The sequence below is a fragment of the Streptomyces sp. V3I8 genome (genome assembly GCF_030817535.1).
GTDB lineage: Bacteria > Actinomycetota > Actinomycetes > Streptomycetales > Streptomycetaceae > Streptomyces.
The window spans coordinates 1,227,124-1,252,579 of sequence record NZ_JAUSZL010000002.1; the positions used below are offsets into that span (position 1 = coordinate 1,227,124).

Below are 25,456 nucleotides of genomic sequence, written 5' to 3' on the forward strand. Positions count from 1 at the left end.
GCGGTCGGATGGATCAGCGCGTCCCCGGACGCCGGTCAACCCTAGACGAACGCCTGGTGGCCGGACCGTCGCCCCGTCATGTGCCTCGTCGTCCGGGAGGGGGTGTCGGGAGGGGGTGTGCGGGGAACGGCCGGTCGCCCCTTCGTGGTCGCGCCTTCTCCGCGTCCGCGGCCGATGGGAGAATCCGGCCCGCGTCCTCTACGCACCGGCGCGAGCCAGCGTCTCCAGAGGGCCGACCAGGATCTCGGAGAAGGCGAGTTCGGCGGCTCCGACGAGCACCGCGTCGTCGCCGAGTTCCCCCACGCGCAGCCGCAGGCTCTCGCGGGAGGGTTTGAGGGCGAGACGGTTGATACGGCTGCGGATCTGGGCGGCCGAGGCGAGGAACACCTCGCGGAGCGTCCCGCCGAAGACGACCGTGCGCGGGTTCAGCACATTGACCAGGTTCGCGACGCCGATGCCGAGCCAGTCACCGACGTCGTGCAGGGCGGCGCGGGCGGTGATGTCGCCCCGGTCGGCCGCTTCGACGACGGCGCGTACCGCTTCCCGGCCGGTGGCCGCCGGGTCGCGCCGCGCGGCCTCCAGCAGAGCGCGCTCCCCTGCCTCGGCTTCGAGGCAGCCGCGCGCCCCGCAGCCGCAGGGCCTGCCGTTTCGCGGGTTGATGACCATGTGCCCGATCTCGCCGCCGTATCCGCAGTCGCCGCTCAGCAGTTGGCCGCCGGTGATGACACCGCCGCCGATACCGATGTCGCCGTGCAGGTACACGAGGTCCTGGCAGCCGGTTCCGGCACCGCGCAGGTGTTCCGCGAGCGCACCGAGACTGGCCTCGTTACCCACCAGGACGCGAAGGCCGAGGTCCAGCCGGCGCATGAGTTCCTCGCCGAATTCCTCGTCCTCCCAGCCGAGGTAGGGGGCGGCGCGGATGAGGCCGTCGGGCCGGCGCACCATTCCGCGGACGGCGGCGGCCACGCCCACGCAGTAGGTGCCGTGCCGTGCCGTGGCCACCATGTCCAGCGCGGAGCGGGCGAGGACCTCGGCCACCTTGCCGGCGTCGCGACCGCCGGGGAGCACGGAGGTCTCCCTGCGGTCGAGGAAGGCCCCGCCCAGGCCGATGCGGGCGGCGGCCAGCCGGTCCACTCCCACGTCGAAGGCGAGGACGTAGGCGCGGTCGGACTCGGGCCGTACGACCAGGGACGGCCGGCCGGCCCGGCCGGTCTCACGGGGCAGTTCCTCGCGGACCAGGCCGGCCGAGCCCAGCTCGCTCACCAGACCCAGGATGGTGCTGCGGTTGAGTCCCATGCGCTCGGCCAGGACGGCCCGCGACATGGATCCGCCGATGTGCACATGCCGGAGCAGGGTGCCGAGATTGTGCCGGCGGATCTCCTCCTGCGAGGGACCGGCTTTCATGGAACCCCAGACGTCATCGTTGTACGGCCCGGCGACGGGACAGCGCATCCACGCCTGCGGCCACCAGCAGAACCGAACCCGTGACAGCGTACTTGACCCCTGAGCTGTACCCCATCAGTCCCATACCGTTCTGGATGACCGCGACCACCATGCCGCCGAGCACGGCGTCGACGACCCGCCCCCGCCCGCCGAACAGGCTCGTCCCGCCGATCACGGCGGCGCCGACCGCCAGCAGCAGCACGTTGCTCCCACCGGTGTTGGGGTCGACCGAGTTGCCCCGGGACGCGGCGATGATGCCTCCGACCGCGGCCAGGGAGGAGCAGATGACGAACGCGGAGATCCGGATGGCCGCCACGTTGATGCCGGCCCGGCGGGCCGCCTCGGCGTTACCGCCCACCGCGTAGATGTGCAGGCCGAACGAGGTGCGCTGGAGCAGGAACGTACCGGCGACGAGCAGGACGCCTATGACCGGCACCACGATCGGCACGCCCTTGAGCGAGTCGACGATGATGTTGCGGCTGCGCTCCTGGTTGAGCAGGTGGACGGCGATCGCGCCGAGCACGGCCAGGCCGCCGATCCTGACCGCGAGCAGGGCGAGGGGAGCGGGGGCGAGTCCGTGCCGCCGCCGGCGGTTCCGGCTCTGCCGGAGCTGGACGGCCGCATACCCCCCGACACCGACGGCGAGCAGTACCCAGCCCAGCGCGGGTGAGAGGTTGTTGTTCGCGACGGCCAGGATCGTCTCGTCCTGGATCGAGATGTTGGTGCCTTCCTTCAGCAGCATCAGCACGATGCCCTGGAATCCCAGGAAGGCCGCCAGCGTGACCACGAACGAGGGAATGCCGACCTTCGCCACCAGCAGGCCGAGCACCAGGCCGATGACCGTGCCGGTGAGGATCGCCGCGCCGGCCGCGCCGTACCAGGGCCATCCGTGGTCGGTGAGCAGGATGGCGAGGACGGCGGCGCAGACCCCGCTGGCGTATCCCGCGGACAGGTCGATCTCGCCGAGGAGGAGGACGAAGACCAGGCCCATGGCGATGGCGATGCTGCCCGCGCCCTGGGTCAGCAGGTTGGCGAAGTTCAGCTCGGACAGGAAGACCGGACGCAGGGCGGCGAAGAACACGCACAGGACGATCAGGCCGAGTACGGCGGGGAGGGCGCCCAACTCGCCGCCCCGTACCCGGTCGACGTAGTTCCGGGCGGCCGAGCGCAGACTCGCGGCTCCGGCCGCTCCGTTCTTCTTCGGCGTACCAGGACCGTGCGGCAGTTCCGGCTTCTCGGGGGCGACTGCGGCGGTCATGCGGTGACTCCGTTGCTGTGGGCGAGGCCGAGGTCCCCGCTGCGGCCCGAGGTGATGAGTTCGACGACCTGGGAGTGCGTCACGTCCGACGTGCTGACCTGGGCGGCCATCCGGCCCAGGTAGAGGGCGGCGATCCGGTCGGACACCGCGAAGACGTCGTTCATGTTGTGCGAGATCAGGACCACGGCGAGACCGTTGTCGGCCAGTCGCCGGACCAGTTCGAGTACCTGCGCCGTCTGTGCGACACCGAGCGCGGCGGTCGGCTCGTCCAGGACGACGACCTTGCTGTTCCACAGCACGGCCTTGGCGATGGCCACGGTCTGCCGCTGGCCGCCGGAGAGGCTGGAGACCTGCTGGCGGATGGACTTGACGGTGCGGACCGACAGCGCTTCGAGGGTCCGGGTGGCCATCTCCTCCATCGTCGTGTCGTCCAGGACGAGCCCCCGGCGCTTCTCACGGCCGAGGAACATGTTCTGCACGATGTCGAGGTTGTCGCAGAGCGCCAGGTCCTGGTAGACGATCTCGACGCCCAGGGTCGCCGCCTCACGCGGGCTGTGCACCTGGACCTGCTCACCGTCGAACCAGTACTCGCCGCCGTCGAACGGGTGGATCCCGCCTATGCACTTGACCAGGGTGGACTTGCCTGCGCCGTTGTCCCCGACGAGGGCGGTCACCTCCCCCGGACGGACGTCGAAGGACACATCGTGCAGTACCTGCACGGCGCCGAAGCTCTTGTCGATCCCGCGCAGTCGGAGAATCGGGGTCGCTGTCATGGAAGACGGCTCCTTGGGGTCGTGAGGTCGCGGATCCCGGGGAGGTGAAAACCCCGCGGCCCACGGTCGGGCCGGCCGGTCGGCCGGGGCTACTCGATGCCTGCCTTGGCGCACAGGGCGGCGTAACTGCCCTTGCAGAGCTTCTCCTTGGTGACGTAGCCGTCGTCCACGACGTCCTTGACGTTCTCCTTGTAGATCGCCAGCGGTGTCTCCAGCACGGACGGCACCTCGCGCTTGCCCTTGGGGTCCTCGACGGTCGCGTTCGTCTCGCCCTTCTTGCCCCTGGCGAGGGAGACGGCGAGCGCGGCCGTGGCATCGGCCTCTTTCTTGACCGCCTTGTAGACGGTCATGCACTGGTCGCCGGTGAGGATGTTCTGCAGGGCCTGGACCGTCGCGTCCTGGCCGGTGACCGGGACCTCGCCGTTGCGCTTCTGCTTGCGCAGGACGGCGATGGCCGCGTTGCCGAGACTGTCGTTGGCGGCGAGTACGCCGCCGGTCTTCGGCTCGCTGGTGAGCATCTGCTCGAAGATGGTGCCGGCCTGGGCGCCGTCCCAGTCCGGGACGGACTGGTCCGGGCCCTTCACGTAGGCGCCCGACGTGTACTTCGGACCGAGGACGCCGTTGTAGCCCTCGGCGAGGAGAGTGGCGTTGTTGTCCGTCGGTGAGCCGTTGAGTGTGGCGACGATGGGCTTCTTGGCCTTCTTGTCGGTCAGGCACTTGCTGAGGCCCTCGCCCTGCAGCTTGCCGACCGCGACGTTGTCGAAGCTCACGTAGTACTGGGCGGAGCCGCCGAGGGTGAGCCGGTCGTAGTCGATCGTGGCGACACCCTGACCCTTGGCCTTGTCCAGAACTGCCTTGCCCGTGCCGCTGTCCAGGTTCACGATCACCAGGACGTTCACACCGCTGGTGATCATCTGGTCCGCGATGGTCTGGAACTCCTGCTTGTCGCCCTGCGCGTTCTGGATGTCGAACTCGACGCCCGCCGCCTTGAACGCCTCGGAGAGGTACTTGCGGTCCGCGGTCTCCCAGCGGGCCGAGGACTTGCTGTCCGGGAGGATCACACCGATCTTCGGCTTGTCGCCGGAGCCGGAGTCGGAGTCGGAGCCGGAGTCGCCGTCGTCCGACGAGGAGCCGCCGCAGGCAGTGAGTGAGCCGGCCAGTGCCATCGAGGCGGCGGTGAGGACGAGTCCTTTGCGCATGGGCAGGGTCCTTTCTGGTGGTACGGCCGGACGACCGGACGTACGAGGTGACGAGAAGGAAGCCGAGAAGCACACCCTCGGGGGAAATGCCGGGTGTCGGACGATCCGCCCGGCTGAATGTTGTGAGCGGGAACTTACGGCGCTTCGGACCCCGTGCCCAGACCGCGGGAAGCGCTATTTGTCATCCGCCATAACAATTAGGTGACGCTGCCGCACTCTCGGTACCGGCCCCGCGAGACGCCGAGGAACCGGTCGAAGCAGCACCCGATCGACGCGGGCCGGCCGCCCGGGGACGACGGCGGAGGAGTCCGCCCAGATCAAGGCGCCGAGGAAGGAGAACGCCGGACCCGGACGCCGGTCCGCAGGACGGGCGTCCTTGAACGGGAGCAAGTGATCGGTTCGTGGTGAAGGAGCAGCGGGGCCTGGAGACGGATCCTGAAGACGGACACCGATCCGCTGAACGCACGAGCCCGGGGAGCGGGGCCGATGCCCGCTCCCACGGCCGGACCGGTCACCGCGGGCTTCGGGACCTGCCTCCCGGCGAGCCGCCGGCCGGTTCTCCGGTGCCGTCCGAAGACCCCTCGCCCGCGATCACCTGCGCGTCGGGGTCCCGTCGCGGGGCGGCGCCGTCGAGGCGCGTACCACGAGTTCGGTGGCGAGTTCGATGTGGTGGGACCCGACCTTCTCGCCGTTGGCCAGTCGGAGGGCGGTGCGCAGGGCGGCACCGCCCATCTCCCGCAGCGGCTGGCGCACGGTGGTCAGCGGCGGTGAGGCCATCTGGGCGAGGCTCGTGTCGTCGAAGCCCACCACGCTCAGGTCTTCGGGGATGCGCAGGCCCCGGGCGCGGGCGGTCTCGATGACACCGACGGCGATCTCGTCGTTGCCGGCGAAGATCGCCGTCGGCGGCTCCCGCAGGCCCAACAGCGCCGTGGCGCCGAGCAACCCGGTCTCGTAGGTGAATTCTCCGGGCCGGACGTAGGCGTCGGGTACCTGAGCTCCGCCCGCCTCCATGGCGGCGCGGTAGCCGTGCATGCGGGCCTGGTTGCATACGGCCATGGTCGGTCCGCCGAGATAGGCGACGCGGCGGTGGCCCAGGGAGAGCAGGTGCTGGGTCGCGGCCAGGCCGCCGGCGAAGTTGGTCGCCCCGACGCTGTTGACGCGGCTGTCCGGCAGGTGCAGGGGGTCCAGCACGACCAACGGCAGCCCGGAGCGGGCCAGTTCGTTCAGGTGCGCCGTGGTGTACACGCTGGTGACCGCGATGACGGCGCGGCGCCCGGCGGAGAGCAGGTCCCGGGCCCAGTGCGGGGCACTGGACGCCTTGCTGACCACCACCGAGGCCCCCAGTTCGGCGGCGGAGTCGATGATGCCTTCCAGGGTCTCGGCCACATACGTCTTGAGGCCGCCCTTGAACTGCACTTCGATGCTCGGGATCTCGACGGCCCCGGTGTGGCGGAACACGGGCGCGAGGTAGTGGTGCTCATGCAGCAGTTCCTGCACCCGGGTGCGGGTGTGCGGCGCCACGTCACCGCGGCCGTTGACCACTTTGGACACGGTCGCGACGGAGACCCCGGCCACTTGGGCGATGTCGGCCAAAGTGGTGCGCCTGGCGTTCGGTCGCATCGGTTCCTCTCAGCCGTACGTCCACGGTGCGGTGCGCCGCCGGTCAGGCCGGCCACGTGGGTGGAGCCGGTCAACCGTACGGTAACCCGGCACCGGGCCGGTCCGGGGCGGCGCCGGGGGGGCGCCAAGGGGGTCCCCGTCCCCGACCCATCGGATGCCCGCGCCCGCGGCCCGGTGAGCGGGCGCTGTCACGCACGGGCTCCCGGTCCGTCCGTCGCCGCCTTCGGTCACGGGCTCCGGGCGGCTGCCGGCCCGGCTGCCGCCGAACCGCGCGATCACCCCCTCCGGCGCCGTTCCGGCCGCGAGGACACCGGCCCGGCCGAGCACGGGCGGTAGCGGGCCCTGCCTGCGCGGCATGACCTGCACCGACGGCATGTCAGCCGCGGCCGTCGCATCGCTTCACGTTATCGACCGGGCCATTTCGAAACGTTTTCGATCCCGGTAAAGATCCCGGTAAAGATCCCCCAAGGATCAACCTCTCCCGAGATTAAGCGGTTTGTTGCCGACCGACAACGCACTTGCACACGCCTTGACACAGCGTCAGCCCGAAACCTAATTTGCACGGACAGAGTTCGGAGAAGGCGATTTCGAAAACCTTTCACCATGACTCACGAGAAGCCGATGGCTCTCGGGTGCGGAGAAGAACATGGCGCTCTCCCGACGTACTCTCCTCGGTCTGGCCGCCGGCGTGCCGGCCTCGGCGGCGCTGGCGGCCTGCGGCTCGCCCGGCCCCGGCAAGAGCGGCAGCGGGACCACGTACTGGTACCTGAACGGTCAGCCGCAGGAAGGCGTCAGAGCCGGCGCGGTGGAAGCCTTCAACAAGGCCCACTCCAAGGAGCAGATCGAGGACTTCACCTTCCAGAACGACGCGTACAAGACGAAGATCAAGACCGCCATCGGTGCCGGCAAGGCGCCCACCCTCATCTGGGGCTGGGGCGGCGGGACGCTGCGCACCTACGTGAAGGCGGGCCAGGTCGAGGACCTCACCTCGTGGTTCGGCGAGCACCCCGAGGTCAAGAAGCGGCTGCTGCCGTCCTCGTTCGCCGCGGCGACCGTCGACGGCAAGATCTACGCGATGCCGTGCGAGACCGTGCAGCCGATCATCCTCTACTACAACAGGAAGGTCTTCGAGCAGGTCGGCGTGCGGCCGCCGAAGTCCTGGGACGACATCATGGCGCTGGTGCCCAAGTTCAACGCGAAGGGCATAGCGCCGTTCTCGCTCGGTGGCCAGTCCCAGTGGACGAACATGATGTGGCTGGAGTTCCTGTTCGATCGCATCGGTGGTCCGGAGCTGTTCCAGGCCGTCATCGAGGGCGAGAAGAACGCCTGGTCCCACCCGGACGCCATCACCGCGCTGACCAAGGTGCAGGAGCTGGTCAGGGCCCACGGCTTCATCAAGGGCTTCTCCTCGATCACCGCCGACTCCAACGCCGACCAGGCGCTGCTGTACACCGGCAGGGCCGCGATGATGCTGCACGGCGCCTGGTCGTACGGCATCCAGCAGGCCAGGGGCGGGGACTTCGTCCCCAGCGGCGCGCTGGGCTACATGAACTTCCCGCCCGTCGAGGGCGGCAAGGGCGATCCGGGCAACACCGTCGGCAACCCGGCTCAGTACCTGTCCATCTCCTCGAAGGCCGGCGCCAAGCAGAAGAAGGTCGCCAAGGACTACCTGGCCACGGGTGTCCTCCAGGACGCCGAGGTGAAGAGGTGGATCGACAACGGGTCGGTTCCGATCCGGCTGGGCACCGAGAAGCTGCTGGCCGCCTCCAAGAGCGCCGACTTCCTGCAGTTCACCTACGACATCGCCACCAAGGCCAAGGTGTTCGGCCAGTCCTGGGACCAGGCCCTCACTCCGACGCCCGCCGCGGCCATGCTGGACAACATCGTCAAGTTGTTCCAACTGTCCATCTCGCCCAAGCAGTTCGCGAGCAACCTGAACGCGGTCACCGGCACATGAGGTCACCCGCCGGCCGGCCGCCGCGTCGCGCACCGCGCAGCATCCTGCCGTGGCTGGCGGTGCCGGCGCTGGTGGTCTTCGTCGGCTTCGCCGTGATTCCGCTGGTCGGTGTCTTCGCGCTGAGCTTCACCACATGGGACGGGATCGGCGCGATCCACCTGTCGGGGACGGCCAGCTGGCGTGCGGTTCTCACCGATCCCGGGCTGCCGCACGCCCTGCGGGTGACGTTTCTGGTGATGGCCGTGTCCTGGGCCGTTCAGACGCCGCTGAGCATTCTGCTCGGCACGTTCATGGCAGGCCGCCAGCGCTACCGTGCGGTGCTGGGCGTCGTGTACTTCATCCCGTTGATGCTCAGCTCCGCGGCGATCGCGCTCGCGTACAAGGCCCTGCTGGACCCCAACTTCGGTCTCGGTGCCGGGCTGAGGATCGAGGTGCTCAGCCAGGACTGGCTGGGGCGGCCCGGGCTCGCGTTCGGACTCGTCGTCTTCGTCGTCTCCTGGCAGTTCATCCCGTTCCACTCCCTGATCTACCAGGGCGGTGTCCAGCAGATCCCGAAGTCCCTCTACGAAGCAGCACAGTTGGACGGGGCCGGACGGATCCGGCAGTTCTTCGGCATCACGCTGCCCCAACTCAAATACACCGTCATCACCTCGTCCACGCTGATGGTGGTCGGGTCGCTGACCTTCTTCGACCTGATCTTCATCCTGACCGAGGGCGGCCCCGGCGACGCCACCCGGGTCCTCGCGCTGGACATGTACAAGCGGGGATTCAGGGCCAGCCTGATGGGGCCGGCCAGCGCCATCGCGGTCATCCTGGTCCTGGTGGGTCTGGCCCTCGCCCTGCTGCTGCGCCGGCTCGGCGGCCGGGACGCCGGCGCGAGCCAGCTCGAGGGGGCCTGACGTGACCACCACGCGGACCGAGCCGCGACCACCGCGGAAGGCCGCCCGGCGCGAGCGGCACCGCCCCTCCCGTCCGGCGAGCCGCCGACGCAACTGGGCCGGCGGCCTGGCCGGATGGCTCTGGCTCCTCGTCGTCGCCGTGCCCCTGTACTGGAGCCTCATCACCAGCTTCAAGGCCCAGAACCGCTACTACGCGAGCAACCCGCTGGTGCCGTCGGGCGATCCGACACTGGAGAACTACCGGCTGGTCGTCGAGTCCGACTTCCTCCGCTACTTCGTGAACAGCGTCGTGGTCACCGCCGGCGCCGTCATACCGGCGGTCGCGTTCTCCTTCATGGCCGCCTACGCGATCGTCCGCGGACGGCACATGCGGGTCCTTCGCGCGATGAACGGGCTATTCCTCATGGGCCTGGCCATCCCGCTGCAGGCCACGGTGATCCCGGTCTACCTGATCATCATCAAACTGCGTCTGTACGACAGCCTGCTGGCGCTGATCCTCCCCTCGATCGCCTTCGCCGTCCCGCTGTCCGTACTGGTGCTCACCAACTTCATCCGCGACGTGCCCAAAGAGCTGTTCGACTCGATGCGGATCGACGGTGCCACCGAATGGACGACACTGTGGCGGCTGGCGGCGCCGCTCACCCGGCCGGCCGTCCTCACCGTGACCATCTTCAACGCCCTGACCATCTGGAACGGCTTCCTGCTGCCGCTGATCCTCACGCAGAGTCCCGACCGCCGGACCCTGCCGCTCGCACTGTGGACCTTCCAGGGCCAGTACGGGGTCAACGTACCGGCCGTTCTCGCCGCCGTCGTCCTCACGACCCTGCCCCTCCTGGTGCTGTACGCGTTCGGCCGCCGCCAGTTGTTGAGCGGTCTGACCGCCGGATTCAGCCGTTGACCGACGCCGTGGCCGTGGCCCGGGCCGACGCCGTGGCCGGTGGCCGGGCGAGGCCGATCCGGGCCGATGCCGGAGCCCGGACGCGGTCCGCCCCGCCCTCGAGTCCTGCTCGTCCACCTGGTTCGCCCGTCTCACCTGACCGAAGGTCTGACGGGCATGGGAGGAAAGTGAACCCCGACGTGACCGTAGAGAACACCCCCGACCTCTCCCTCTGGAACGACCCCACGGTGTCCGTCACCGCGAGAGTCGACGCCCTCATCGACGCGATGACCCTTCAGGAGAAGACCGCCCAGCTGTACGGAGTATGGGTGGGCGCCTCCGACCAGGGCGGTGAGGTGGCCCCCCATCAGCACGACATGGAGGAGCCCGTCGATCTCGACGCCCTCCTGCCCACCGGGCTGGGCCAACTGACCCGGCCCTTCGGCACGGTCCCGGTGGACCCCGCCCTGGGGGCGCTCTCCCTGGCCCGCACCCAGACCCGTATCGCCGCCACCAACCGGTTCGGCATCCCCGCTCTCGCGCATGACGAGTGTCTGGCCGGCTTCGCCGCCTGGGGGGCGACGGCCTACCCCGTTCCGCTGTCCTGGGGCGCCACCTTCGACCCGGACACGGTGCGGCGCATGGCCGCCGCCATCGGCCGCGACATGCGTGCCGTCGGCGTCCACCAGGGACTCGCGCCCGTCCTGGACGTCGTGCGCGACGCCCGCTGGGGCCGGGTCGAGGAGACCATCGGCGAGGACCCGTACCTCGTCGGTACCATCGGGACGGCCTACGTGCAGGGCCTCGAGTCCGCCGGGATCGTCGCCACCCTCAAGCACTTCGCCGGCTACTCGGCCTCGCGCGCCGGCCGTAACCTCGCCCCCTCCTCCGTGGGCCCGCGTGAACGCGCCGACGTTCTGCTGCCCCCCTTCGAGATGGCGATCCGTGAGAGCGGCGCCCGGTCGGTGATGAACGCCTACACCGACACCGACGGCATGCCCTCCGCGGCCGACGAGGAGCTGCTCACCGGGCTGCTGCGGGACACGTGGGGCTTCGACGGCACCGTCGTCGCCGACTACTTCGCCATCGCCTTCCTGAAGACCCTGCACGGCGTCGCGGCGGACTGGGCCGGTGCCGCCGGCACGGCGCTGCGCGCGGGCGTCGACGTCGAACTGCCCAACGTCAAGACGTACGGCGCGCCCCTGGCCGAGGCCGTCGCCGACGGCCGCGTACCGGAGGCGCTGGTCGATCGCGCGCTGCGCCGGACACTCACCCAGAAGGCGGCGCTCGGCCTGCTCGACCCGGACTGGAACCCCGTGCCGGCCGCGCTCGACGGGGCGGACCTGGACGACCCGGCCGCCCTGCGCGGCCGGATCGACCTGGACCGTCCGGAGAACCGCGCGCTGGCCCGGACGGTCGCCGAGGAAGCGGTCGTGCTGCTGAGCAACGACGGCACCCTGCCGCTCGGGCGGCCGCGCCGCATCGCCCTGCTCGGTCCCAACGCCGACGAGCCCGTCGCCGTACTGGGCTGCTACTCCTTCCCTCAGCACATCGGCGTCCGCCACCCCGGCACCCCCCTCGGCATCGAGCTGCCCACGCTGCGCGACACCCTCGCCGCCGAGTTCCCCGACGCCGAGATCACGGTCGCCCGCGGCACCGGTGTCGACGACGGAGACCTCTCCGGCATCCACGCGGCCGTCCAGGTGGCGCGCGAGGCCGACATCGCCGTGGTGGTGCTCGGAGACCGTGCCGGGCTCTTCGGGCGGGGCACCAGCGGCGAGGGGTGCGACGTCGCGGCACTGGTGCTGCCCGGTGCGCAGCAGCACCTGCTCGACGCCCTGCTCGATCTGGAGACACCCGTGGTCACCGTGCTGCTCGCGGGACGGCCGTACGCCCTCGGCCGCGCCGTGGAGGAGTCCGCCGCGATCGTGCAGTCCTTCTTCCCGGGTGAGGAGGGCACGCACGCCATCGCCGGGGTGCTCAGCGGCCGTACCAATCCCTCCGGACGGCTGCCGGTCGGCGTGCCGCGCGGGCCGGGCTCCCAGCCGGCCACGTACCTGGGGGCGCGGCTCGCCCACGCCAGCGAGGTGTCCACCATCGACCCGACCCCCGCCTTCGCCTTCGGCCACGGCCTGTCCTACACGCGGTTCGACTGGACGGACCTGACCGTGGACGTCCGGGAGGTGCCGACCGACGGCGAGTTCACGCTCACCTGCACCGTCCGCAACACGGGCGGGCGGTCCGGGACCGAGGTCGTCCAGCTCTATCTGCACGACCCGGTCGCCTCCGTCGTCCAGCCGGTGCAGCGTCTCGTCGGCTACACGCGGGTCGCACTGGAGCCGGGCGAGGCCCGGCTCCTCCGTGTCACCGTCCCGGCCGACCTCGCCTCCTTCACCGGACGCGACGGCCGGCGTGTCGTCGAACCGGGCGAGCTGGAGGTGCGGCTGGCCGCCTCCAGCGCGGATCCGCGCCTCACGGCCAGGGTCACGCTGGTCGGAGCCGAGCGCCAGGTGGATCACACGCGACGCCTGCACGCCACGGTCGGGCAGGAACCGGTCGCCCCAGCCTGAACCGGGGTGCGCGGCGCATGTCGCAGCAGCGGCAGCGCTGCGCGCGCGGGGCCGCGAGGGCACGGCTTCGGGCGCCGTGCCCCGGGTTCGCCGGCGGCCGTACGAGTCCTCGTCGTCTCACAGCACGCCGCGCCGGGCGAGGTTGCGCATCAGTGCCCGTACGCCGGACGTCCAGGGCGCGGCCTGCTCGCTGGGGACAACGGTGTTGACCAGAGCTCCGAGTCGCGGGCTGGAGATCCGCACGACGTCGCCGTACTCGTGGGTGAAGCCCGCGCCGGGTGCCTGCCGGTCCTCGGTGGGGGCGAACATCGTTCCGGTGAACAACACGAAGCCGTCCGGGTGTTGATGGTGCGGACCGTGCGTGGCGGCCACCAGGTCCAGTACGTCGCGGCTGATCTCGCGCATGGAACTGCTGCCGTGCAGGACGTAGCCGTCCGCGCCGTCGATCCGCAGGTCGATGTCGATCCCGCGTACGGTGTCGAGGTCGAAGTCCCCGTCGAGCAGGCGGACGAACGGGCCGATCGCGCACGAGGCGTTGTTGTCCTTCGCGCGGGACAGCAGCAGGGCGCTGCGTCCCTCGATGTCGCGGAGGTTGACGTCGTTGCCGAGCGTCGCGCCGCGCACCCGGCCGCGCGAGTCCACGACGAGGACGGCCTCGGGCTCCGGGTTGTTCCACACCGACGCGCCGAGCACTCCGACGTCGGCGCCGGTGCCGACCGCGGACAGTACCGGGGCCTTGGTGAACACTTCCGGGTCCGGCCCCATCCCGACCTCCAGGTACTGCGACCACAGTCCTTCGGAGACGAGCAGTTCCTTGGCCTTGTCCGCCTCCGGCGATCCGGGGCGGATGCCGTCGAGCGCGCCGCCCACCACCTGCACGACACGGGCCCGCACCTGCGCGGCCTGCGCCGGATCGCCGCCCGTGCGCTCCTCGATGACGCGTTCCAGCAGACTCCGGGCGAAGGTGACGCCCGCGGCCTTGATCACCTGTAGGTCGACGGGGGCGAGCAGATGCGGAACGTCATGGCGGCCGGCCGGTGCCGCGAGCAGTTCGTCCAGGCGCCAGACGTGTCCGCCGTCGGCCTCGCGGACGACCGCCGCCGCGTCGTCGCGTTCCATGAGGTCGGAGACGGTGGGTGCGACGGCCGTCAGGTCGACGACCTGCTCGCCGCGGACCGCGGCCACACACGGTCCGTCGTGTTCCGGGTCGTGGACGCGCGCGACGAGGGCGGCCCGGTCGGCGTCCTCCGGCAGGACGGAGCCGGTGGTGAGGACCGGACGGGGACGCGCTGCTGCCGATTCCACGATCGATGCTCTCCTGGATTCGAAGGGGTGCGGTCGCCCGGGGCGGGCTCAGTGGGAGTCGCGGGGCACCTCGTGTCCACGGCTTCCGCGCAGGAAACCGAAGTCGGCGCCCCGGTCGGCCTGTTCGACGTTCTCGGTGTAGAGCCAGGTGTACCCGCCGGTGTGCCGCTCGGCGGGTGCCCGCCAGCTCTGCCGGCGTCGCGTGAGCTCGGCGTCGTCCACGTCCAGGCGCAGGACGCGGTTCGGGACGTCGAGGACGACGGGGTCCCCGTCGCGCACCAGGGCGAGGGGTCCGCCGACGGCGGCCTCGGGCGCCACGTGCAGGACCACCGTCCCGTACCCGGTGCCGCTCATCCGGCCGTCGCAGATGCGCACCATGTCCTTGACGCCGGCCTTCAGCAGTTTGGCGGGCAGCGGGACGTTGGCGACCTCGGGCATGCCGGGGTAGCCCTTGGGGCCGGCGTTGCGGATGACGATGACGGTGTTCTCGTCGATGTCGAGGTCCGGGTCGTCGGCCACCTCGTGATAGGCCTCGGGCGAGTCGAAGACGAGCGCGGGGCCGCGGTGGGTGAGCAGGTGCGGTGACGCGGCGGACTGCTTGATCACGGCGCCGTCGGGGCACAGGTTGCCGCGCAGGACGGCGATACCGGTACCGGCCGGCTGGAAGGGGGCGGCGAGGCCGGTGATGACGTCGGAGCCGACGCGTTCGGCATTCCCGGTGTTCTCGGCGACGGTGCGTCCGGTGACCGTGATCTGTTCGCCGTGCAGCAGGTCGCCGCCGAGCAGCTCGGCCAGGACGGCGGGCAGGCCGCCCGCGTAGCAGAAGTCCTCCATGAGGTATGTGCCGCTGGGCATCAGGTTGACCAGGGTCGGCACCGCGCGGACCAGGTCGTCGAAGTCCTTCAGGTCCAACTCGACGCCGACGCGTCCGGCGAGGGCGGTGAGATGGATGAGGGCGTTCGTGGAGCCGCCGATGGCCGCGTTGACCCGGATGGCGTTCTCGAACGCCTCGCGGGTCAGGATCCGCGAGGGGCGCAGCTCCTCCTCCACCATCGCGACGATGCGCTGCCCCGCCGCCTGCGCGGTCTCCATCCGCCGGGAGTCGACCGCGGGCCAGGCCGCCGAGCCCGGCAGCTGCATACCGAGCGCCTCGGCCATGCAGGCCATCGTCGAGGCGGTCCCCATCGTCATGCAGTGCCCGTGGGAACGGGCCATGCACCCTTCGGCGAAGAAGCACTCCTCCTCGGTCATCCGGCCGGTCTTCAGGTCCTCCTCGAACTTCCACACATGGGTGCCGGATCCCACGTCCTGGCCCCGGTACTTGCCGTTGAGCATCGGTCCGCCGGTGACCATGACGGCGGGCAGGTCGACGCTGGCGGCGCCCATGAGCATGGCGGGGGTCGTCTTGTCGCAGCCGGACAGCAGCACGACGCCGTCGAGCGGATTGGCCCGGATCAGCTCCTCGACCTCCATGGCCATGAGGTTGCGGTACAGCATGGCGGTGGGCCGCATCAGGGTCTCGCCGGTGGCCATGGTGGGGAACTGGAGCGGTAGACCGCCCGCCTGCCACACGCCGCGCTTGACGGCTTCGGCGACGTGTGTCAGATGGGCGTTGCACGGGGCGAGTTCGGAGGCACTGGTCGCGATGCCGATGACGGGACGCCCGTCGAACACCTCGTGCCCGAATCCCTGGTTGCGCATCCAGGAGCGGTACACCATCCCGCTGCGGCCCCGTGCCCCGAACCACTCCTGGCTGCGGCGGCTCGTCCTGCGACCCTCGGTCATGCAGTCACTCCCGTGGCTCTGGCGTCGTCCGCTTCGCGATGGGGCGTTGTCGGGTTCGGGTGAGGCCCTGCGGACCCGCAGACCCGCGGACCCGACGGACCCGCGGGCCGTACCCTGTAGCGCAATCATTAAATGATTGGATGAATGGCGTCCAGGGGGCGGGCAGAGATCGTGGCGCACTTCCTGACCATGCACCAGCGCGTGGTCGACGAGCTCGGGCGGCGCATCGTGGGGGGCGCGTGGGAGCCGGGGTCCCCGTTGCCGGTCGAGGAGGAGCTCGCGGCCGGGACCGGCGTCAGCCGAGGGCTGTTGCGGGAGGCGGTCAAGGCACTGGTGGCCAAGGGGATGCTGCACGTACGTCCGCGTACCGGCACACGCGTGCTGCCCCCGGAGCACTGGAACCACCTGGACCGTGACGTACTGCGCTGGAAACAGACCGAGGACGCTGCGGCTCTGCTGCGCGACACGGGTGAACTGCGCCGGATCGTCGAGCCCGAGGCGGCCCGGCTCGCCGCCGGCCGGGCCGGCCCCGACGACGTACGAGTCCTGTACGCGTCCCTGGCGGCCATGGAGGCCGCGGCGGCGGAGCCGGACCGCGGCGGCTACGTCGAGGCCGACATCGCCTTCCACCGGGCCCTGCTCGACGCCAGCGGCAACCGGCTCCTCGGCTCACTGGGCCGCGCTGTCGACATCGCGCTGGAACACAGCTTCGTCGTCAGCACCCGGACCCCCGGCGCGGTGGAGGCGTCGCTGCCGGGTCACCGCGCCGTCGTGCGGGCCGTCGAGGCCCGCGACCCCGCGGCCGCGGCGGCCGCCGTGCTGGCCATCGTCGAAGCCGCCGAACGGGAGATCGCCCGGTCACCCGGAATGCCCGACCTGCCCGGCGACGCCATATGACCTGCCACGTGGCGTTCCGTACACGGAGCGTCTGCTCACTGCCAGAACTTGATGTGCCGACAACGCGCGACTTCGTCGGCCCGAGAACCCGCTTCCGCCGGGGATCGATTCCGCTCATGGACCGGGGCGGCGCGATGTGGGCGCCGGCCGACCCCGGGACGGCCGACGGCCGGATGCGGGACCGGGACCCCGGCTTCTGCTGCATGGATCATGCCCTGGCCCCCGCGCAGGTGGGTGGGCGGGCGCTCACGCCGACCCCGCACCGCGCCTCCGATGCGGAGGAGAGCGTGCTTCCGCCGGACCGGTCACGGCTCGGCAGGTCTGCGAGATGCCGGGAGCGGACGTCGGTGTCCGGCCGAGCTGGAACCACTGCGCGGAGAGCCGGTCGGACCCGTCGACCGCGGCCGGCCGCGAAAGCCACCCGAAGGCCGGTTCACCACCCGCCTGTGACCGGCTGCCGCCGATCACCTACTCCACTCCGTACGACGGATCGTTGCCGGCGGATGCCGACGGCACCGCGACGACCCGCGTCCCGGTGACCACCTTCAGACGGCTGCACGCATGTTCAGGGCTTTCGCACGGGATACCTGTCATCGATCACGGCCTTCAGATCGTCGGCGTGAAACGTGAAAGGTGACATACCGGTGAGCACACCACATGGCACGGCCCTGGTGACAGGAGCCTCCTCCGGCATCGGCGCGGCCTACGCCGGACGGCTGGCCTCCCAGGGCTGGGACACCGTCCTCGTGGCCAGGAGGGCGGAGCGGCTCGACGACCTCGCGCAACGGCTGCGCGAGGGGACGGGCACCACGGTGGAGACCCTCGTGGCCGACCTGTCCGATCCCGGCGACCTGGCACGGGTGGCGCGGCGCGCGGCGGGCGACGACGTCGGATTCCTCCTCAACAACGCGGGGATCAACGGCTACGGCCCGTTCGCCGCACTCGAACCGGAACTCATGACGAAGGTCCTCGCCGTCAATGTCGTCGCCGTCACCGCGCTCACCCGCGCCGCGGTCCCGGCCATGCTGCAGCGCGGCCGCGGCACCGTGGTCAACGTGGCCTCGCAGCTGGCCTTCGCGGGCGCGCTGCCACCGCATCCGCTGCCCGAACGCGCTGTGTACGGCGGCACCAAGGGCTACGTGGTCACCTTCACCCGCACACTCGCCGCCGAACTGGCCAGCACACCGCTGCGGATCCAGGTGTTGTGCCCTGGACTGACCGCCACCGAGTTCCACCGGTCACGCGGCGACGAGCCCGTCGCGGGACGGGACCAGTCCGTGCACGAGGACGGCGGCATGCCGGCGGGCGAGGTCGTCAACGCGTCGCTGGCCGCGCTGGACACCGGCGAGGTGGTGTGCGTACCCGGGCTCAAGGACCTAACCCTGACCGACGGCCTGGCGGAGGCCGAGTTGGCGATCCGCACGGCGGCCCGCCGGGACGGTGACTGACCCGGTCCGTCGTCCCGCCCGTTCCGGTCCGGACGTCCGTGCACCCCATCAGTAGCGGCGGTCACGGTGTCGGGCCGGTGTGGGTGCATCCGGAGTCCGACGCCGAGCGGCACCTGACGCACCCGCCGGAGCCGGACGACGTACGGCGGGCACTGCGGGCCCGTCCCGACGCGAAGGGGATGCTGCTGATCACGCCGACGGGCTGGGGCTCCTGCGCGGACGTCCGCGGTGTCGCGAAGGTCTGTGCTGCCCGTACGCGTCCTCGGCGAGCAGGCCGGGGCGCTCACACCGAGGACGCTCCCGGCTGCCGACCGCGGCCGGGAGCGCCGGGCGTGGTTCACGCTGTCGGGAGGAGGGGGCCGGGGGCCTCCGGCTCCGTGGAGCCGGCTTCGCCGTCCGACTCGATCCGCATCTCGGGGGCGGGGCGGCGGAAGCCCTTGGTGATCACCGCGAGCCAGACGATGCCGATGACCAGCCAGCCGAGGCCGAGCCCGACGGCGGTGCCACCCAGCTGGGTGATCAGGTAGACGTCGACCGCGGCGCCGACGGCCGGCAGGAGAACGTACCGCACCGGGGAGTGGCGGGTCCCGGAGCGCCACTGCCGCACGGCGTAGGCGATCACGCAGACGTTGACGAGGGTGAAGCCGAGGAACGCGCCGAAGTTGATGAAGGAGGTGGCGTCGGCGAGGGAGAGGTTCATGGCCAGCAGGCCGACGGCGCCGACGACCAGCACGTTGGTGACCGGGGTGAGCAGCTTGCGGTGCAGGCGTCCGAAGATCCGGCGCGGCAGGGCACCGTCGCGGCCCATGACGAACATCAGGCGGCTGGTACTGGCCTGGATGGCGACGCAGGAGGCGAAGCCGCCGAGCATGCCGACGATGTTGGCGACGTCCGCGAATGTCCCTCCGCCGACGGTGGTGGACACCAGGTATCCCGCGGAGTCCTCGTCGGGGAAGGAACCGCCCGGGTGGGCCCACTGCATCAGGAAGGAGATCACGATGAAGACGGTGCCGCCGGTCAGCACGGTCAGCACGATGCTGCGCGGGATGGTGCGCCGCGGATCGCGCACCTCTTCGCTGAGCGTGCTCACCGCGTCGAAGCCGAGGAAGGCGTAGGCGGCGACGGCCGCGGCGGCGGTGACGGCGGACAGGCTGGTGGCGCTGTTCCAGAAGGCGTGGCCGGCCGCGGGGGCGCCGCCGTGGCCGAGGCCGTAGTGGAGGCAGAGCACCGCGAGCACCACGAGGACGGCGATGACGCCGAGCAGGAGCACCCGGTTGATCCGGTCGGCGACCTTGAGGCCGACGACGTTGATGGCGGTGGCGAGGACCACGTTGATGACCAGCCAGGCCCACATCGGGACGGCCGGGAACTGGGCGTGGAGGTAGATGGCCTGGAGCAGCCAGGCGACCATCGGCAGGAAGAGGTAGTCGAGCAGCATCGCCCATCCGGCCAGGAAGCCGATGCGGGAGTCGAGCTCCTTGCGGGCGTAGGTGTACACGGAGCCGGAGCTGGGGTGGACCCTGGCCATCTTGGCGTAGCTGAGGCCCGTCAGCAGCATGGCGCCGGTGGCGATCACGTAGGCGGTGGCCGCGGCGCCATGACTGGCGGCGGCGATGACGCCGAAGATCGAGGTGACGACGGCGGGGGCCATGTAGGCGACACCGAAGGCGACCACGGACACGAGTCCGAGGTCTCCGCGCATGCGGGTGGGCTGATCCGTCATGGTGTTCCCTCTTCCGCGAGTGTACGGCGGGTCTCGGTGAGGCCGCTGGAGCCACCGGAGCCGCTTGGGTCAGTGGGACCACTGGGGTCATCGGGGTCAGTGGGAGCGCCGGGGAAGAGTGCTGGTCCGGTGGCGCCGGCCCAGGTGGCGGGGTCGATACGGCCCTGGTAGAGCGGCAGGGCGAGGGGCTGGTCGTCGGGGCGGAACTGCTGCCACGGCCGGTTGAGCGCGGCGGTGCCGAGACGGCGGACGTTGGCGACCTCGTCCAGGTCGATCACATCGGTGAGGGTGGTGTCGCTGTCGGCCGCGGCCTCGGACCGTACGGTGCCCTGCGGGTCCACGAGCAGGCTGCGGCCGGTGCCGACGGGCGCGGCGCAGTTGACGCTGGCGACGAACACCTGGTTGACGATGGCGTTGGCGCGGGCCAGCACGGTTTCCTGGGCGCGGTCGCTGCCGGAGGTCAGCACGAAGTTCAGTACCAGCTCGGCACCCATCCAGGCCAGGTGGCGGGTGGTCTCCGGGAACCACGCGTCGTAGCAGATCGACAGTCCCACGCGGCCGACGCCGTCGAGGTCGAAGACGGTGAACCCGGCGCCGGGGGTGACGGTCTCGTAGGGCCGCCACGGGAAGATCTTCCGGTAGGTCGCGACCCGTTCGCCGCGCGGGGAGTAGACGGGGGCGGTGTTGTACACGCGTCCGTCGGCTCCGCGTTCGTGGACGCTGCCCGGGGCGAGCCAGACACCGAGGTCGCCGGCGAGTTCGGCGAGGGCCCGGTCGCGCGGGCCGTCCAGGGGCTCGGCGAGGGCCTCGGCCTGCTCGGCCGGTGCGAGCACGGCGCCGCCGACCGGGCCGCCCAGATGCAGCTCGGGATATACGACCAGCGGTGCGGCGGGGAGCCCCGCCGTGCGCCTGCGCACGTCGGCGGCCAGGCCGTCCAGGTCATCGGCGGCGCGTTGGGCCGCCTGGGCCAGTACGAGGGGAAGAGGGCGGGACATGGGCCACCAGGTCTGACTCGAGAATTAGTTAAACGAAATTTAGTTAATGAATAGGGGTGAGTCAATGGAATGCCACAGCTGAGATACGGGCGCCGTACGGCCGTGTGCGAGCATGACGTTCATGGCCCGACCCAGAAACCAGGCGGAACGCCGCGCCCAGCTGATCGACGCGACCGCCCGGACCGTGGTGGACCTCGGGGCCACGGCCACCAAGCTGCGGGACGTCGCGAAGGCCGCCGGCGTCACCCCCGCCTCGGTGCTCTACTACTACGCCGACATCCAGGAACTGTTCGCCGCGGTGTTCGAGCGCAGCGCGGCGACGTACTTCGTCAGCCGCGAGGAGGCCATCGCAGCGGTGGAGGGTCCGGTGGCGCGGCTGCGCGCCTGCGTCCGCAGCGGTGTGCCCTGGCCCGGGGAGGGCGAGGAGAGCACCCGGCTGCTCTTCGAACTGTTCCCGGTGGCCCTGCGCAACGAGGTCGCCGCCGACCGGCAGCGCACCTTCGCGCACCAGCAGGCCGAGCTCTACCGCCAGGTGCTCGAACTCGGCGAGGAAAGCGGCGAGTTCACCCTGACCGGCGACGCCCGGTCCCTGGGCCGCTCCTTCGTGGCACTGGAGGACGGCTACGCGATGGACCTGCTGGTCGGCGACGCGACCGCCCAGGACATCGAGAACCGCCTGCTCGACCACGCGCACGTCGTGACGGGCAACCCGGCCTTCGACAGGCGCGGTTGACCGCCCGTCACCCGGGCGGAGAAGGCTCGGCGGGCGGACGGTGGCCGGCCGCGGTCGCCCCGGCCGCTGCGGAGGAGTTCCGCGGCGGCTGCGTGATGAGCTGCGACAGGTGCTGCGCCAGGGGGCTCACGGCGTCGAGCGGGATACCCCGGCCGCGGTCGAGCCCGTCGGGCAGCGGGTGCGCCTCGAGCGTGGCGATCGGCTTGTGGGCCAGGCCGGCCGGCACACCGCGCAGTTCGGCCAGGCGTCCGGCCGTCATCGGCTCGTCTCCGCCGACTGCGGGCACCCGGACGTCACCGGTCACCGGCGTCCACACCGGAACGGTCGCCTTGCGGTAGCCGATCATCGTTTCCGCGTCTCCCCATGCTCTCCCGCAACAGCCTACGGCTGGCGTCCGACAAGAACGTCACGCAGTCGGGACGCCGTCCGTCACCCGGAGTTGTAGCCCCAGCGGGCCCGGCCGTCCTTGCCCATGAAGCACTTCGCGGGCCGTCCGTCGCCGGTCGTGGCGGTGGCGCCCACAGGAGAGCAGAACTGTCCGAACCCGACGCCTCCCTGACTTCCGGTGCCCCCGCCGGTCGTTCCACCGCCGGTCGTTCCACCACCGGTGCTGCTCCTCGTGCCGCCGCTTCCCGCACTGCCGCTTCCTGTACTGCCGCTTCCCGAGGTACCGCCCGACGCCGTGCCGTAAGAAGGCTGCGGGCGTGGCTTCGGGGCAGGCTTGGGTTTCGGGGCGGGCTTCGGCTTCGGCTTCGGCTTCGGCTTCGGTTCGGGACTGGGCTTCGCGCAGGAGGCGTCGGGGCCGATCAGCCACAGGCTGGGCCGCGTCCCGTCGTGGACCTCGGTGTCGGGGTCCGGCTGCTGTCGGCACACTTCCCAATCCGCCAGGTCGCCCGGCTCGTCGTCCAGGACCTTGCCGGTGTGGGCGTGGAATCGCAGTGCGTCGGCGAGACCGGCATCGTCCAGAGCGCGCGAGGCGTCGTCGAACCGTTCGCCGACGAGGTCCGGCATGAGGACGCGACGGGATCCGTACAGCTGTGCCGGGCACTCCTCCCCCTTCGGAACCGCGTACAGCTTCAAGGTGCCGACGGAGGGACGGACCGTCTCATGGCCGGAGGGCTCCTGGAAACAGACCCGCCAGCCGGGCCGGGACGGCTCCACCGTCCGGTGCGCGGAGGAGGCGTCGAGCGTCGACACCCGCAGCCATCCATGGGTGCGGGTCTTCGCGACGGCCTCGGCGAGGGTGGTTCCCTCGAAGTCGGGCACCGTCAGGGCGCGGTCCGTACGGAGCTGGGCGGTGGTCTCCTGCCCGTCGGATCCCGGATCCGCTCCGGTGCCCGGGTTCAGGCCGGCGACGAGTGCCGCGACCACGCCTGTGGTCACCAGAACGGGGTGCCGGCGTATCCATGTGGCGAACAGCGTCCCACCGCTGGGACGCAAGGGGGAACCCAGAGGCAGGAAAGACCCCGCCGCCGTCAGGAGGTCCCCCTTCGGGTCGATCTTCGAGCCATGCAGCTTGTGCGGCTTTCCCTCGACGAGGACGTCGACGGAATCGGACACCCCGTACACGGGCCGGAGGATCCACAGGGGCCCGCGCACACGGGTCGCCCTGGGCGCCCAGAGGTTCCGGAGAAGGATGAGCCCGTTCACGGTGAGCACTGCGTAGCCCCACCCGTCGTGGTAGAAGGACCGGACGAGTTCACCGGGCCCGAGTTCTTCCAGCAGCACCTTCTTGTGCTCTTCGGGCAAGGAGATGCTCTCGCCGGCGGCAGCCGTGGCGGTACGTGGGTCATTCCGCAGCGGACACTGCGCGACAGTCTGGGGCATACGCGGATGTTAGCGGCCGATGTCTTCCGGCCCGAACTCGAAAAGGAGCGGCGCCGGAATCGGGCGGCGCCGCTCAGGAGTGCTCTGCGGAGAGGGCAGGATTCGAACCTGCGCGCGCCCGGACCCGAACCGGTTTGCCCCTGTGCCCCGTTGGGCCACTTCGGGTACCTCTCCTTGTTCCGGTCCGCGGGGCGTCGCCGCGTTCCCGGTGCGTTGCCGAGACTGCCGTGTCCGTCCCGTCCTGCATCCGGCTGGGAGCGGTGTCTCAGGGGCTCTCGGGACGCCCGGAGGAGCCTGCCCGCGGAGGGGCGTGGGCTCCTCGTAGCCGATCAGGTCGTCGGGCATCGCCCGGGAGGACCCTCAGCCCTCCGCCGCGAATGCCACGAACCGCGTCCATCCTTCGCGCCCCACCGCGAGGGGAGGCCGCGTCGCGTCCTTGGAGTCCCGTACGTGGATGGCTTGTTCGGTGAGGGCGACTTCAACGCAGCTGTCGCCCTGGCTGCCGCTGTGGCTGGACTTGAACCAGGCGAGTTCCGTCGTACTCATAGCTCTCCTCGCAGTCGCTCCAGCAGACCCCTCGAGTCTTTGGGGGTCAGGGCCTGCGAGCGCAGTGTGTCATAGCGCTGCTGGAGCAGACTCACCTCTTTCACGTCGGCGATCAGCCGACCGTTCTGCTGGCCTTCGGAGTACGCGAGACGCCGCCCCTCCGGTGTCTCGAGCAACTGCACCGGGCCGTCCAGGCATGCGTGCAACTCGCTGTCCAGCGGCACGACCTGCAGCCGCACGTTGCGCAGCCGACTGCGCTCCAGCACTTGATCGAGCATGTCCCGCATCTGTTCGGCGTCGCCGAACCGGCGACGGAACACATGCTCCTCCACGATGAAGCTGAACGGCACAGTCGGCCGCTCGTACAGCATCCGCCGCCTCTCCATGCGGACAGCAAGCAGAGTCTCCAGGCCCTCGTCCGTGACCACGGGAATCGTGCCCTCGAACACCGCCCGCGCATATCCCTCCGACTGCAACAGTCCCGGCACCAACCGGCACTCGTACGTGCACAGGCTCACCGCCACCTTTTCCAGCCGGGCCCACCGCCGGAACCACGCCGCCAGTCCCGCCTCGCCCCGCGTCAGGTGCCGGGCCGCCTTGCGCAACGCGCCCGTGTCGCCCAGTGCCTCCTCCGCCCGCTCCACGAACGATTCGTCCGGCATCCGTCTGCCCAACTCCACGGACTCCACGGTGTGCTTGGAGAACCGCACCCGCGCCCCGAACTCCGCCCGGCTGAGCCCGGCGTGTTCGCGCAGGGCCTGGACGACCGCCCCGAAGGTCCGCAGACTGTCGGAGGGATCCGGCTCGCGCTCTCCGTCGCAAGCCGTCACGTCACTGCTGTCCGGCATACGCGGCCACCTCCAGATGCGTACGTACGGTGCGGCGTCACCGCGATCAACTCACCCACAGTGACGGCACCCTCGACGTACTGTCCACCCAAAGTGTCCGTACGCTGACGCAGCGTACGGAGCCCACCCCTGGAACCCGCCCCCGCACGCCCGCCACAGTGACCCCATGAACGCCACCACCCCCCGCCTCGCCAGCGCCGCTGTGCACACGTTCACGCAGCGGCTCTCCTCCACCCGACGCGGCGCCCGCCTCGCCCGGCTCCTCGCCGTCGAACAGCTCCGCGCCTGGCCGGTGTCACCCGGCGTGGCCGACCGCGCGGAACAGATCACCGCCGAGCTGGCCGCCAACGCGGCCCTCCACGGCTGCGTGCAGGGCCGCGACTTCCGGCTCCGCCTCACCGTCGACACCACCACCGACACGGTGCGTATCGCGGTCACCGACGCACGCGGTGAGCAACTGCCCGCTCTGTCCGTGGACTTCGAGACACCGCCCGACAGCGAATCGGGACGCGGCCTCATCCTCGTCACCGCCCTCGCCGACCGCTGGGGCACGGAATCGCATCCGCCCGGCGGCAAGACCGTATGGGCCGAGGTCTCCCCCGCTTCGGGGCAGGCAGGGCGGGTCGACCACCAGCCCGGGTAGCGGGTCAACCGGTGCGGGTCCCAGCAGCGTCCCGGTGACGCACGGGACCGAGTCGCCGTCCCGTGCGTCACGACGGCCTACCGGAATCTCGGATCGAACAGCCGCGGCGC

Annotated in this window: 21 protein-coding genes, 1 tRNA gene and 1 pseudogene; 9 read left to right on the top strand and 14 right to left on the bottom strand. The window is 70.8% G+C overall.

Annotation, left to right across the window (positions count from 1 at the left end):
* Positions 1–198: 198 nt before the first annotated feature.
* The 5 genes from QFZ75_RS05525 to QFZ75_RS05545 form a co-directional block, all read right to left on the bottom strand.
* Entirely contained in the window at positions 199–1,404 is a 1,206-nt protein-coding gene (locus QFZ75_RS05525; protein WP_307534328.1) for an ROK family protein, read from the bottom strand.
* 13 nt (positions 1,405–1,417) lie between these two features.
* Positions 1,418–2,701: a sugar ABC transporter permease gene (locus tag QFZ75_RS05530; protein ID WP_307534329.1), complete on the bottom strand. Its 1,284-nt coding sequence runs from the start codon at positions 2,699–2,701 to the stop codon at positions 1,418–1,420.
* Positions 2,698–3,474 (bottom strand): ATP-binding cassette domain-containing protein, encoded by a 777-nt coding sequence (locus tag QFZ75_RS05535; protein ID WP_307534330.1) that lies wholly within the window; start codon positions 3,472–3,474, stop codon positions 2,698–2,700. The genes QFZ75_RS05530 and QFZ75_RS05535 overlap by 4 nt, the downstream gene beginning before the upstream one ends.
* An 89-nt stretch (positions 3,475–3,563) precedes the next feature.
* Complete coding sequence (locus QFZ75_RS05540; RefSeq protein WP_307534331.1) at positions 3,564–4,673, bottom strand: sugar ABC transporter substrate-binding protein; 1,110 nt, start codon at positions 4,671–4,673, stop codon at positions 3,564–3,566.
* Between the two features lie 591 nt (positions 4,674–5,264).
* Entirely contained in the window at positions 5,265–6,293 is a 1,029-nt protein-coding gene (locus QFZ75_RS05545) for a LacI family DNA-binding transcriptional regulator (RefSeq protein WP_307534333.1), read from the bottom strand.
* A gap of 646 nt (positions 6,294–6,939) precedes the next feature.
* Here QFZ75_RS05545 and QFZ75_RS05550 point away from each other — a divergent pair.
* The 4 genes from QFZ75_RS05550 (at position 6,940) to QFZ75_RS05565 (ending at position 12,596) form a co-directional block, all read left to right on the top strand.
* On the top strand, positions 6,940–8,250 hold the full coding sequence (locus QFZ75_RS05550) for an extracellular solute-binding protein (protein WP_307534335.1): 1,311 nt from the start codon (positions 6,940–6,942) through the stop codon (positions 8,248–8,250).
* Entirely contained in the window at positions 8,247–9,149 is a 903-nt protein-coding gene (locus QFZ75_RS05555; protein ID WP_307534338.1) for a carbohydrate ABC transporter permease, read from the top strand. The genes QFZ75_RS05550 and QFZ75_RS05555 overlap by 4 nt, the downstream gene beginning before the upstream one ends.
* Position 9,150: 1 nt before the next feature.
* Positions 9,151–10,047: a carbohydrate ABC transporter permease gene (locus QFZ75_RS05560; RefSeq protein WP_307534340.1), complete on the top strand. Its 897-nt coding sequence runs from the start codon at positions 9,151–9,153 to the stop codon at positions 10,045–10,047.
* Between the two features lie 167 nt (positions 10,048–10,214).
* Positions 10,215–12,596, top strand: coding sequence for a glycoside hydrolase family 3 N-terminal domain-containing protein (locus QFZ75_RS05565; RefSeq protein ID WP_307534342.1), 2,382 nt, complete (start codon positions 10,215–10,217; stop codon positions 12,594–12,596).
* Positions 12,597–12,713: 117 nt separating this feature from the next.
* Here QFZ75_RS05565 and QFZ75_RS05570 read toward each other — a convergent pair whose 3' ends face one another.
* Together QFZ75_RS05570 and QFZ75_RS05575 are read right to left on the bottom strand one after the other, a co-directional pair.
* Entirely contained in the window at positions 12,714–13,901 is a 1,188-nt protein-coding gene (locus QFZ75_RS05570) for a fumarylacetoacetate hydrolase family protein (RefSeq protein ID WP_307534344.1), read from the bottom strand.
* Between the two features lie 48 nt (positions 13,902–13,949).
* A complete protein-coding gene (locus QFZ75_RS05575) occupies positions 13,950–15,686 on the bottom strand; it encodes an IlvD/Edd family dehydratase (RefSeq protein WP_307534345.1) in 1,737 nt (578 codons plus the stop codon).
* 144 nt (positions 15,687–15,830) lie between these two features.
* Here QFZ75_RS05575 and QFZ75_RS05580 point away from each other — a divergent pair, with 144 nt between their 5' ends.
* From QFZ75_RS05580 to QFZ75_RS05590, 3 genes are all read left to right on the top strand, one after another.
* The gene (locus QFZ75_RS05580) at positions 15,831–16,583 is read left to right on the top strand and encodes a FadR/GntR family transcriptional regulator (protein ID WP_307534347.1); all 753 of its coding nucleotides are present in this window, start codon (positions 15,831–15,833) and stop codon (positions 16,581–16,583) included.
* A gap of 328 nt (positions 16,584–16,911) precedes the next feature.
* Positions 16,912–17,220 carry a hypothetical protein gene (locus QFZ75_RS05585; protein WP_307534349.1) on the top strand — a complete coding sequence of 103 codons (309 nt, stop codon included), beginning with the start codon at positions 16,912–16,914 and terminating at the stop codon, positions 17,218–17,220.
* 7 nt (positions 17,221–17,227) lie between these two features.
* Positions 17,228–18,031 (top strand): SDR family oxidoreductase, encoded by an 804-nt coding sequence (locus QFZ75_RS05590; RefSeq protein ID WP_307534350.1) that lies wholly within the window; start codon positions 17,228–17,230, stop codon positions 18,029–18,031.
* Positions 18,032–18,368: 337 nt separating this feature from the next.
* Here the strand turns inward: QFZ75_RS05590 and QFZ75_RS05600 are convergent, their stop codons facing one another.
* Both QFZ75_RS05600 and QFZ75_RS05605 read right to left on the bottom strand, forming a co-directional pair.
* Positions 18,369–19,754: an APC family permease gene (locus tag QFZ75_RS05600; protein ID WP_307534353.1), complete on the bottom strand. Its 1,386-nt coding sequence runs from the start codon at positions 19,752–19,754 to the stop codon at positions 18,369–18,371.
* Positions 19,751–20,749: a carbon-nitrogen hydrolase family protein gene (locus tag QFZ75_RS05605; RefSeq protein WP_307534354.1), complete on the bottom strand. Its 999-nt coding sequence runs from the start codon at positions 20,747–20,749 to the stop codon at positions 19,751–19,753. Before QFZ75_RS05605 ends, QFZ75_RS05600 begins: the two co-directional genes overlap by 4 nt.
* A 121-nt stretch (positions 20,750–20,870) precedes the next feature.
* Between QFZ75_RS05605 and QFZ75_RS05610 the strand changes: the two genes are divergently transcribed.
* Positions 20,871–21,482, top strand: coding sequence for a TetR/AcrR family transcriptional regulator (locus QFZ75_RS05610; RefSeq protein WP_307534356.1), 612 nt, complete (start codon positions 20,871–20,873; stop codon positions 21,480–21,482).
* Between the two features lie 43 nt (positions 21,483–21,525).
* Here QFZ75_RS05610 and QFZ75_RS05615 read toward each other — a convergent pair.
* From QFZ75_RS05615 to QFZ75_RS05635, 5 genes and pseudogenes are all read right to left on the bottom strand, one after another.
* A pseudogene (locus QFZ75_RS05615) lies at positions 21,526–21,828 on the bottom strand (hypothetical protein); the annotation flags it as partial.
* An 83-nt stretch (positions 21,829–21,911) separates the two neighbouring features.
* Entirely contained in the window at positions 21,912–23,309 is a 1,398-nt protein-coding gene (locus QFZ75_RS05620; protein ID WP_307534357.1) for a hypothetical protein, read from the bottom strand.
* An 87-nt stretch (positions 23,310–23,396) separates the two neighbouring features.
* Positions 23,397–23,483 (bottom strand) — tRNA-Pro (locus QFZ75_RS05625).
* 186 nt (positions 23,484–23,669) lie between these two features.
* Positions 23,670–23,855, bottom strand: coding sequence for a DUF397 domain-containing protein (locus tag QFZ75_RS05630; RefSeq protein WP_307534359.1), 186 nt, complete (start codon positions 23,853–23,855; stop codon positions 23,670–23,672).
* On the bottom strand, positions 23,852–24,703 hold the full coding sequence (locus tag QFZ75_RS05635; RefSeq protein WP_307534361.1) for a helix-turn-helix transcriptional regulator: 852 nt from the start codon (positions 24,701–24,703) through the stop codon (positions 23,852–23,854). Before QFZ75_RS05635 ends, QFZ75_RS05630 begins: the two co-directional genes overlap by 4 nt.
* Positions 24,704–24,869: 166 nt before the next feature.
* Here QFZ75_RS05635 and QFZ75_RS05640 point away from each other — a divergent pair, with 166 nt between their 5' ends.
* Positions 24,870–25,346 (top strand): ATP-binding protein, encoded by a 477-nt coding sequence (locus tag QFZ75_RS05640; RefSeq protein ID WP_307534363.1) that lies wholly within the window; start codon positions 24,870–24,872, stop codon positions 25,344–25,346.
* Positions 25,347–25,456: the final 110 nt, after the last annotated feature.

Coding starts and splice junctions, on each gene's coding strand:
- QFZ75_RS05525 (WP_307534328.1), bottom strand. CDS start 1,404: ATGAAAGCCGGTCCCTCGCAGGAGGAGATCCGCCGGCACAATCTCGGC.
- QFZ75_RS05530 (WP_307534329.1), bottom strand. CDS start 2,701: ATGACCGCCGCAGTCGCCCCCGAGAAGCCGGAACTGCCGCACGGTCCT.
- QFZ75_RS05535 (WP_307534330.1), bottom strand. CDS start 3,474: ATGACAGCGACCCCGATTCTCCGACTGCGCGGGATCGACAAGAGCTTC.
- QFZ75_RS05540 (WP_307534331.1), bottom strand. CDS start 4,673: ATGCGCAAAGGACTCGTCCTCACCGCCGCCTCGATGGCACTGGCCGGC.
- QFZ75_RS05545 (WP_307534333.1), bottom strand. CDS start 6,293: ATGCGACCGAACGCCAGGCGCACCACTTTGGCCGACATCGCCCAAGTG.
- QFZ75_RS05550 (WP_307534335.1), top strand. CDS start 6,940: ATGGCGCTCTCCCGACGTACTCTCCTCGGTCTGGCCGCCGGCGTGCCG.
- QFZ75_RS05555 (WP_307534338.1), top strand. CDS start 8,247: ATGAGGTCACCCGCCGGCCGGCCGCCGCGTCGCGCACCGCGCAGCATC.
- QFZ75_RS05575 (WP_307534345.1), bottom strand. CDS start 15,686: ATGACCGAGGGTCGCAGGACGAGCCGCCGCAGCCAGGAGTGGTTCGGG.
- QFZ75_RS05580 (WP_307534347.1), top strand. CDS start 15,831: ATGGCGTCCAGGGGGCGGGCAGAGATCGTGGCGCACTTCCTGACCATG.
- QFZ75_RS05585 (WP_307534349.1), top strand. CDS start 16,912: ATGCCGGGAGCGGACGTCGGTGTCCGGCCGAGCTGGAACCACTGCGCG.
- QFZ75_RS05600 (WP_307534353.1), bottom strand. CDS start 19,754: ATGACGGATCAGCCCACCCGCATGCGCGGAGACCTCGGACTCGTGTCC.
- QFZ75_RS05605 (WP_307534354.1), bottom strand. CDS start 20,749: ATGTCCCGCCCTCTTCCCCTCGTACTGGCCCAGGCGGCCCAACGCGCC.
- QFZ75_RS05610 (WP_307534356.1), top strand. CDS start 20,871: ATGGCCCGACCCAGAAACCAGGCGGAACGCCGCGCCCAGCTGATCGAC.
- QFZ75_RS05620 (WP_307534357.1), bottom strand. CDS start 23,309: ATGCCCCAGACTGTCGCGCAGTGTCCGCTGCGGAATGACCCACGTACC.
- QFZ75_RS05630 (WP_307534359.1), bottom strand. CDS start 23,855: ATGAGTACGACGGAACTCGCCTGGTTCAAGTCCAGCCACAGCGGCAGC.
- QFZ75_RS05635 (WP_307534361.1), bottom strand. CDS start 24,703: ATGCCGGACAGCAGTGACGTGACGGCTTGCGACGGAGAGCGCGAGCCG.
- QFZ75_RS05640 (WP_307534363.1), top strand. CDS start 24,870: ATGAACGCCACCACCCCCCGCCTCGCCAGCGCCGCTGTGCACACGTTC.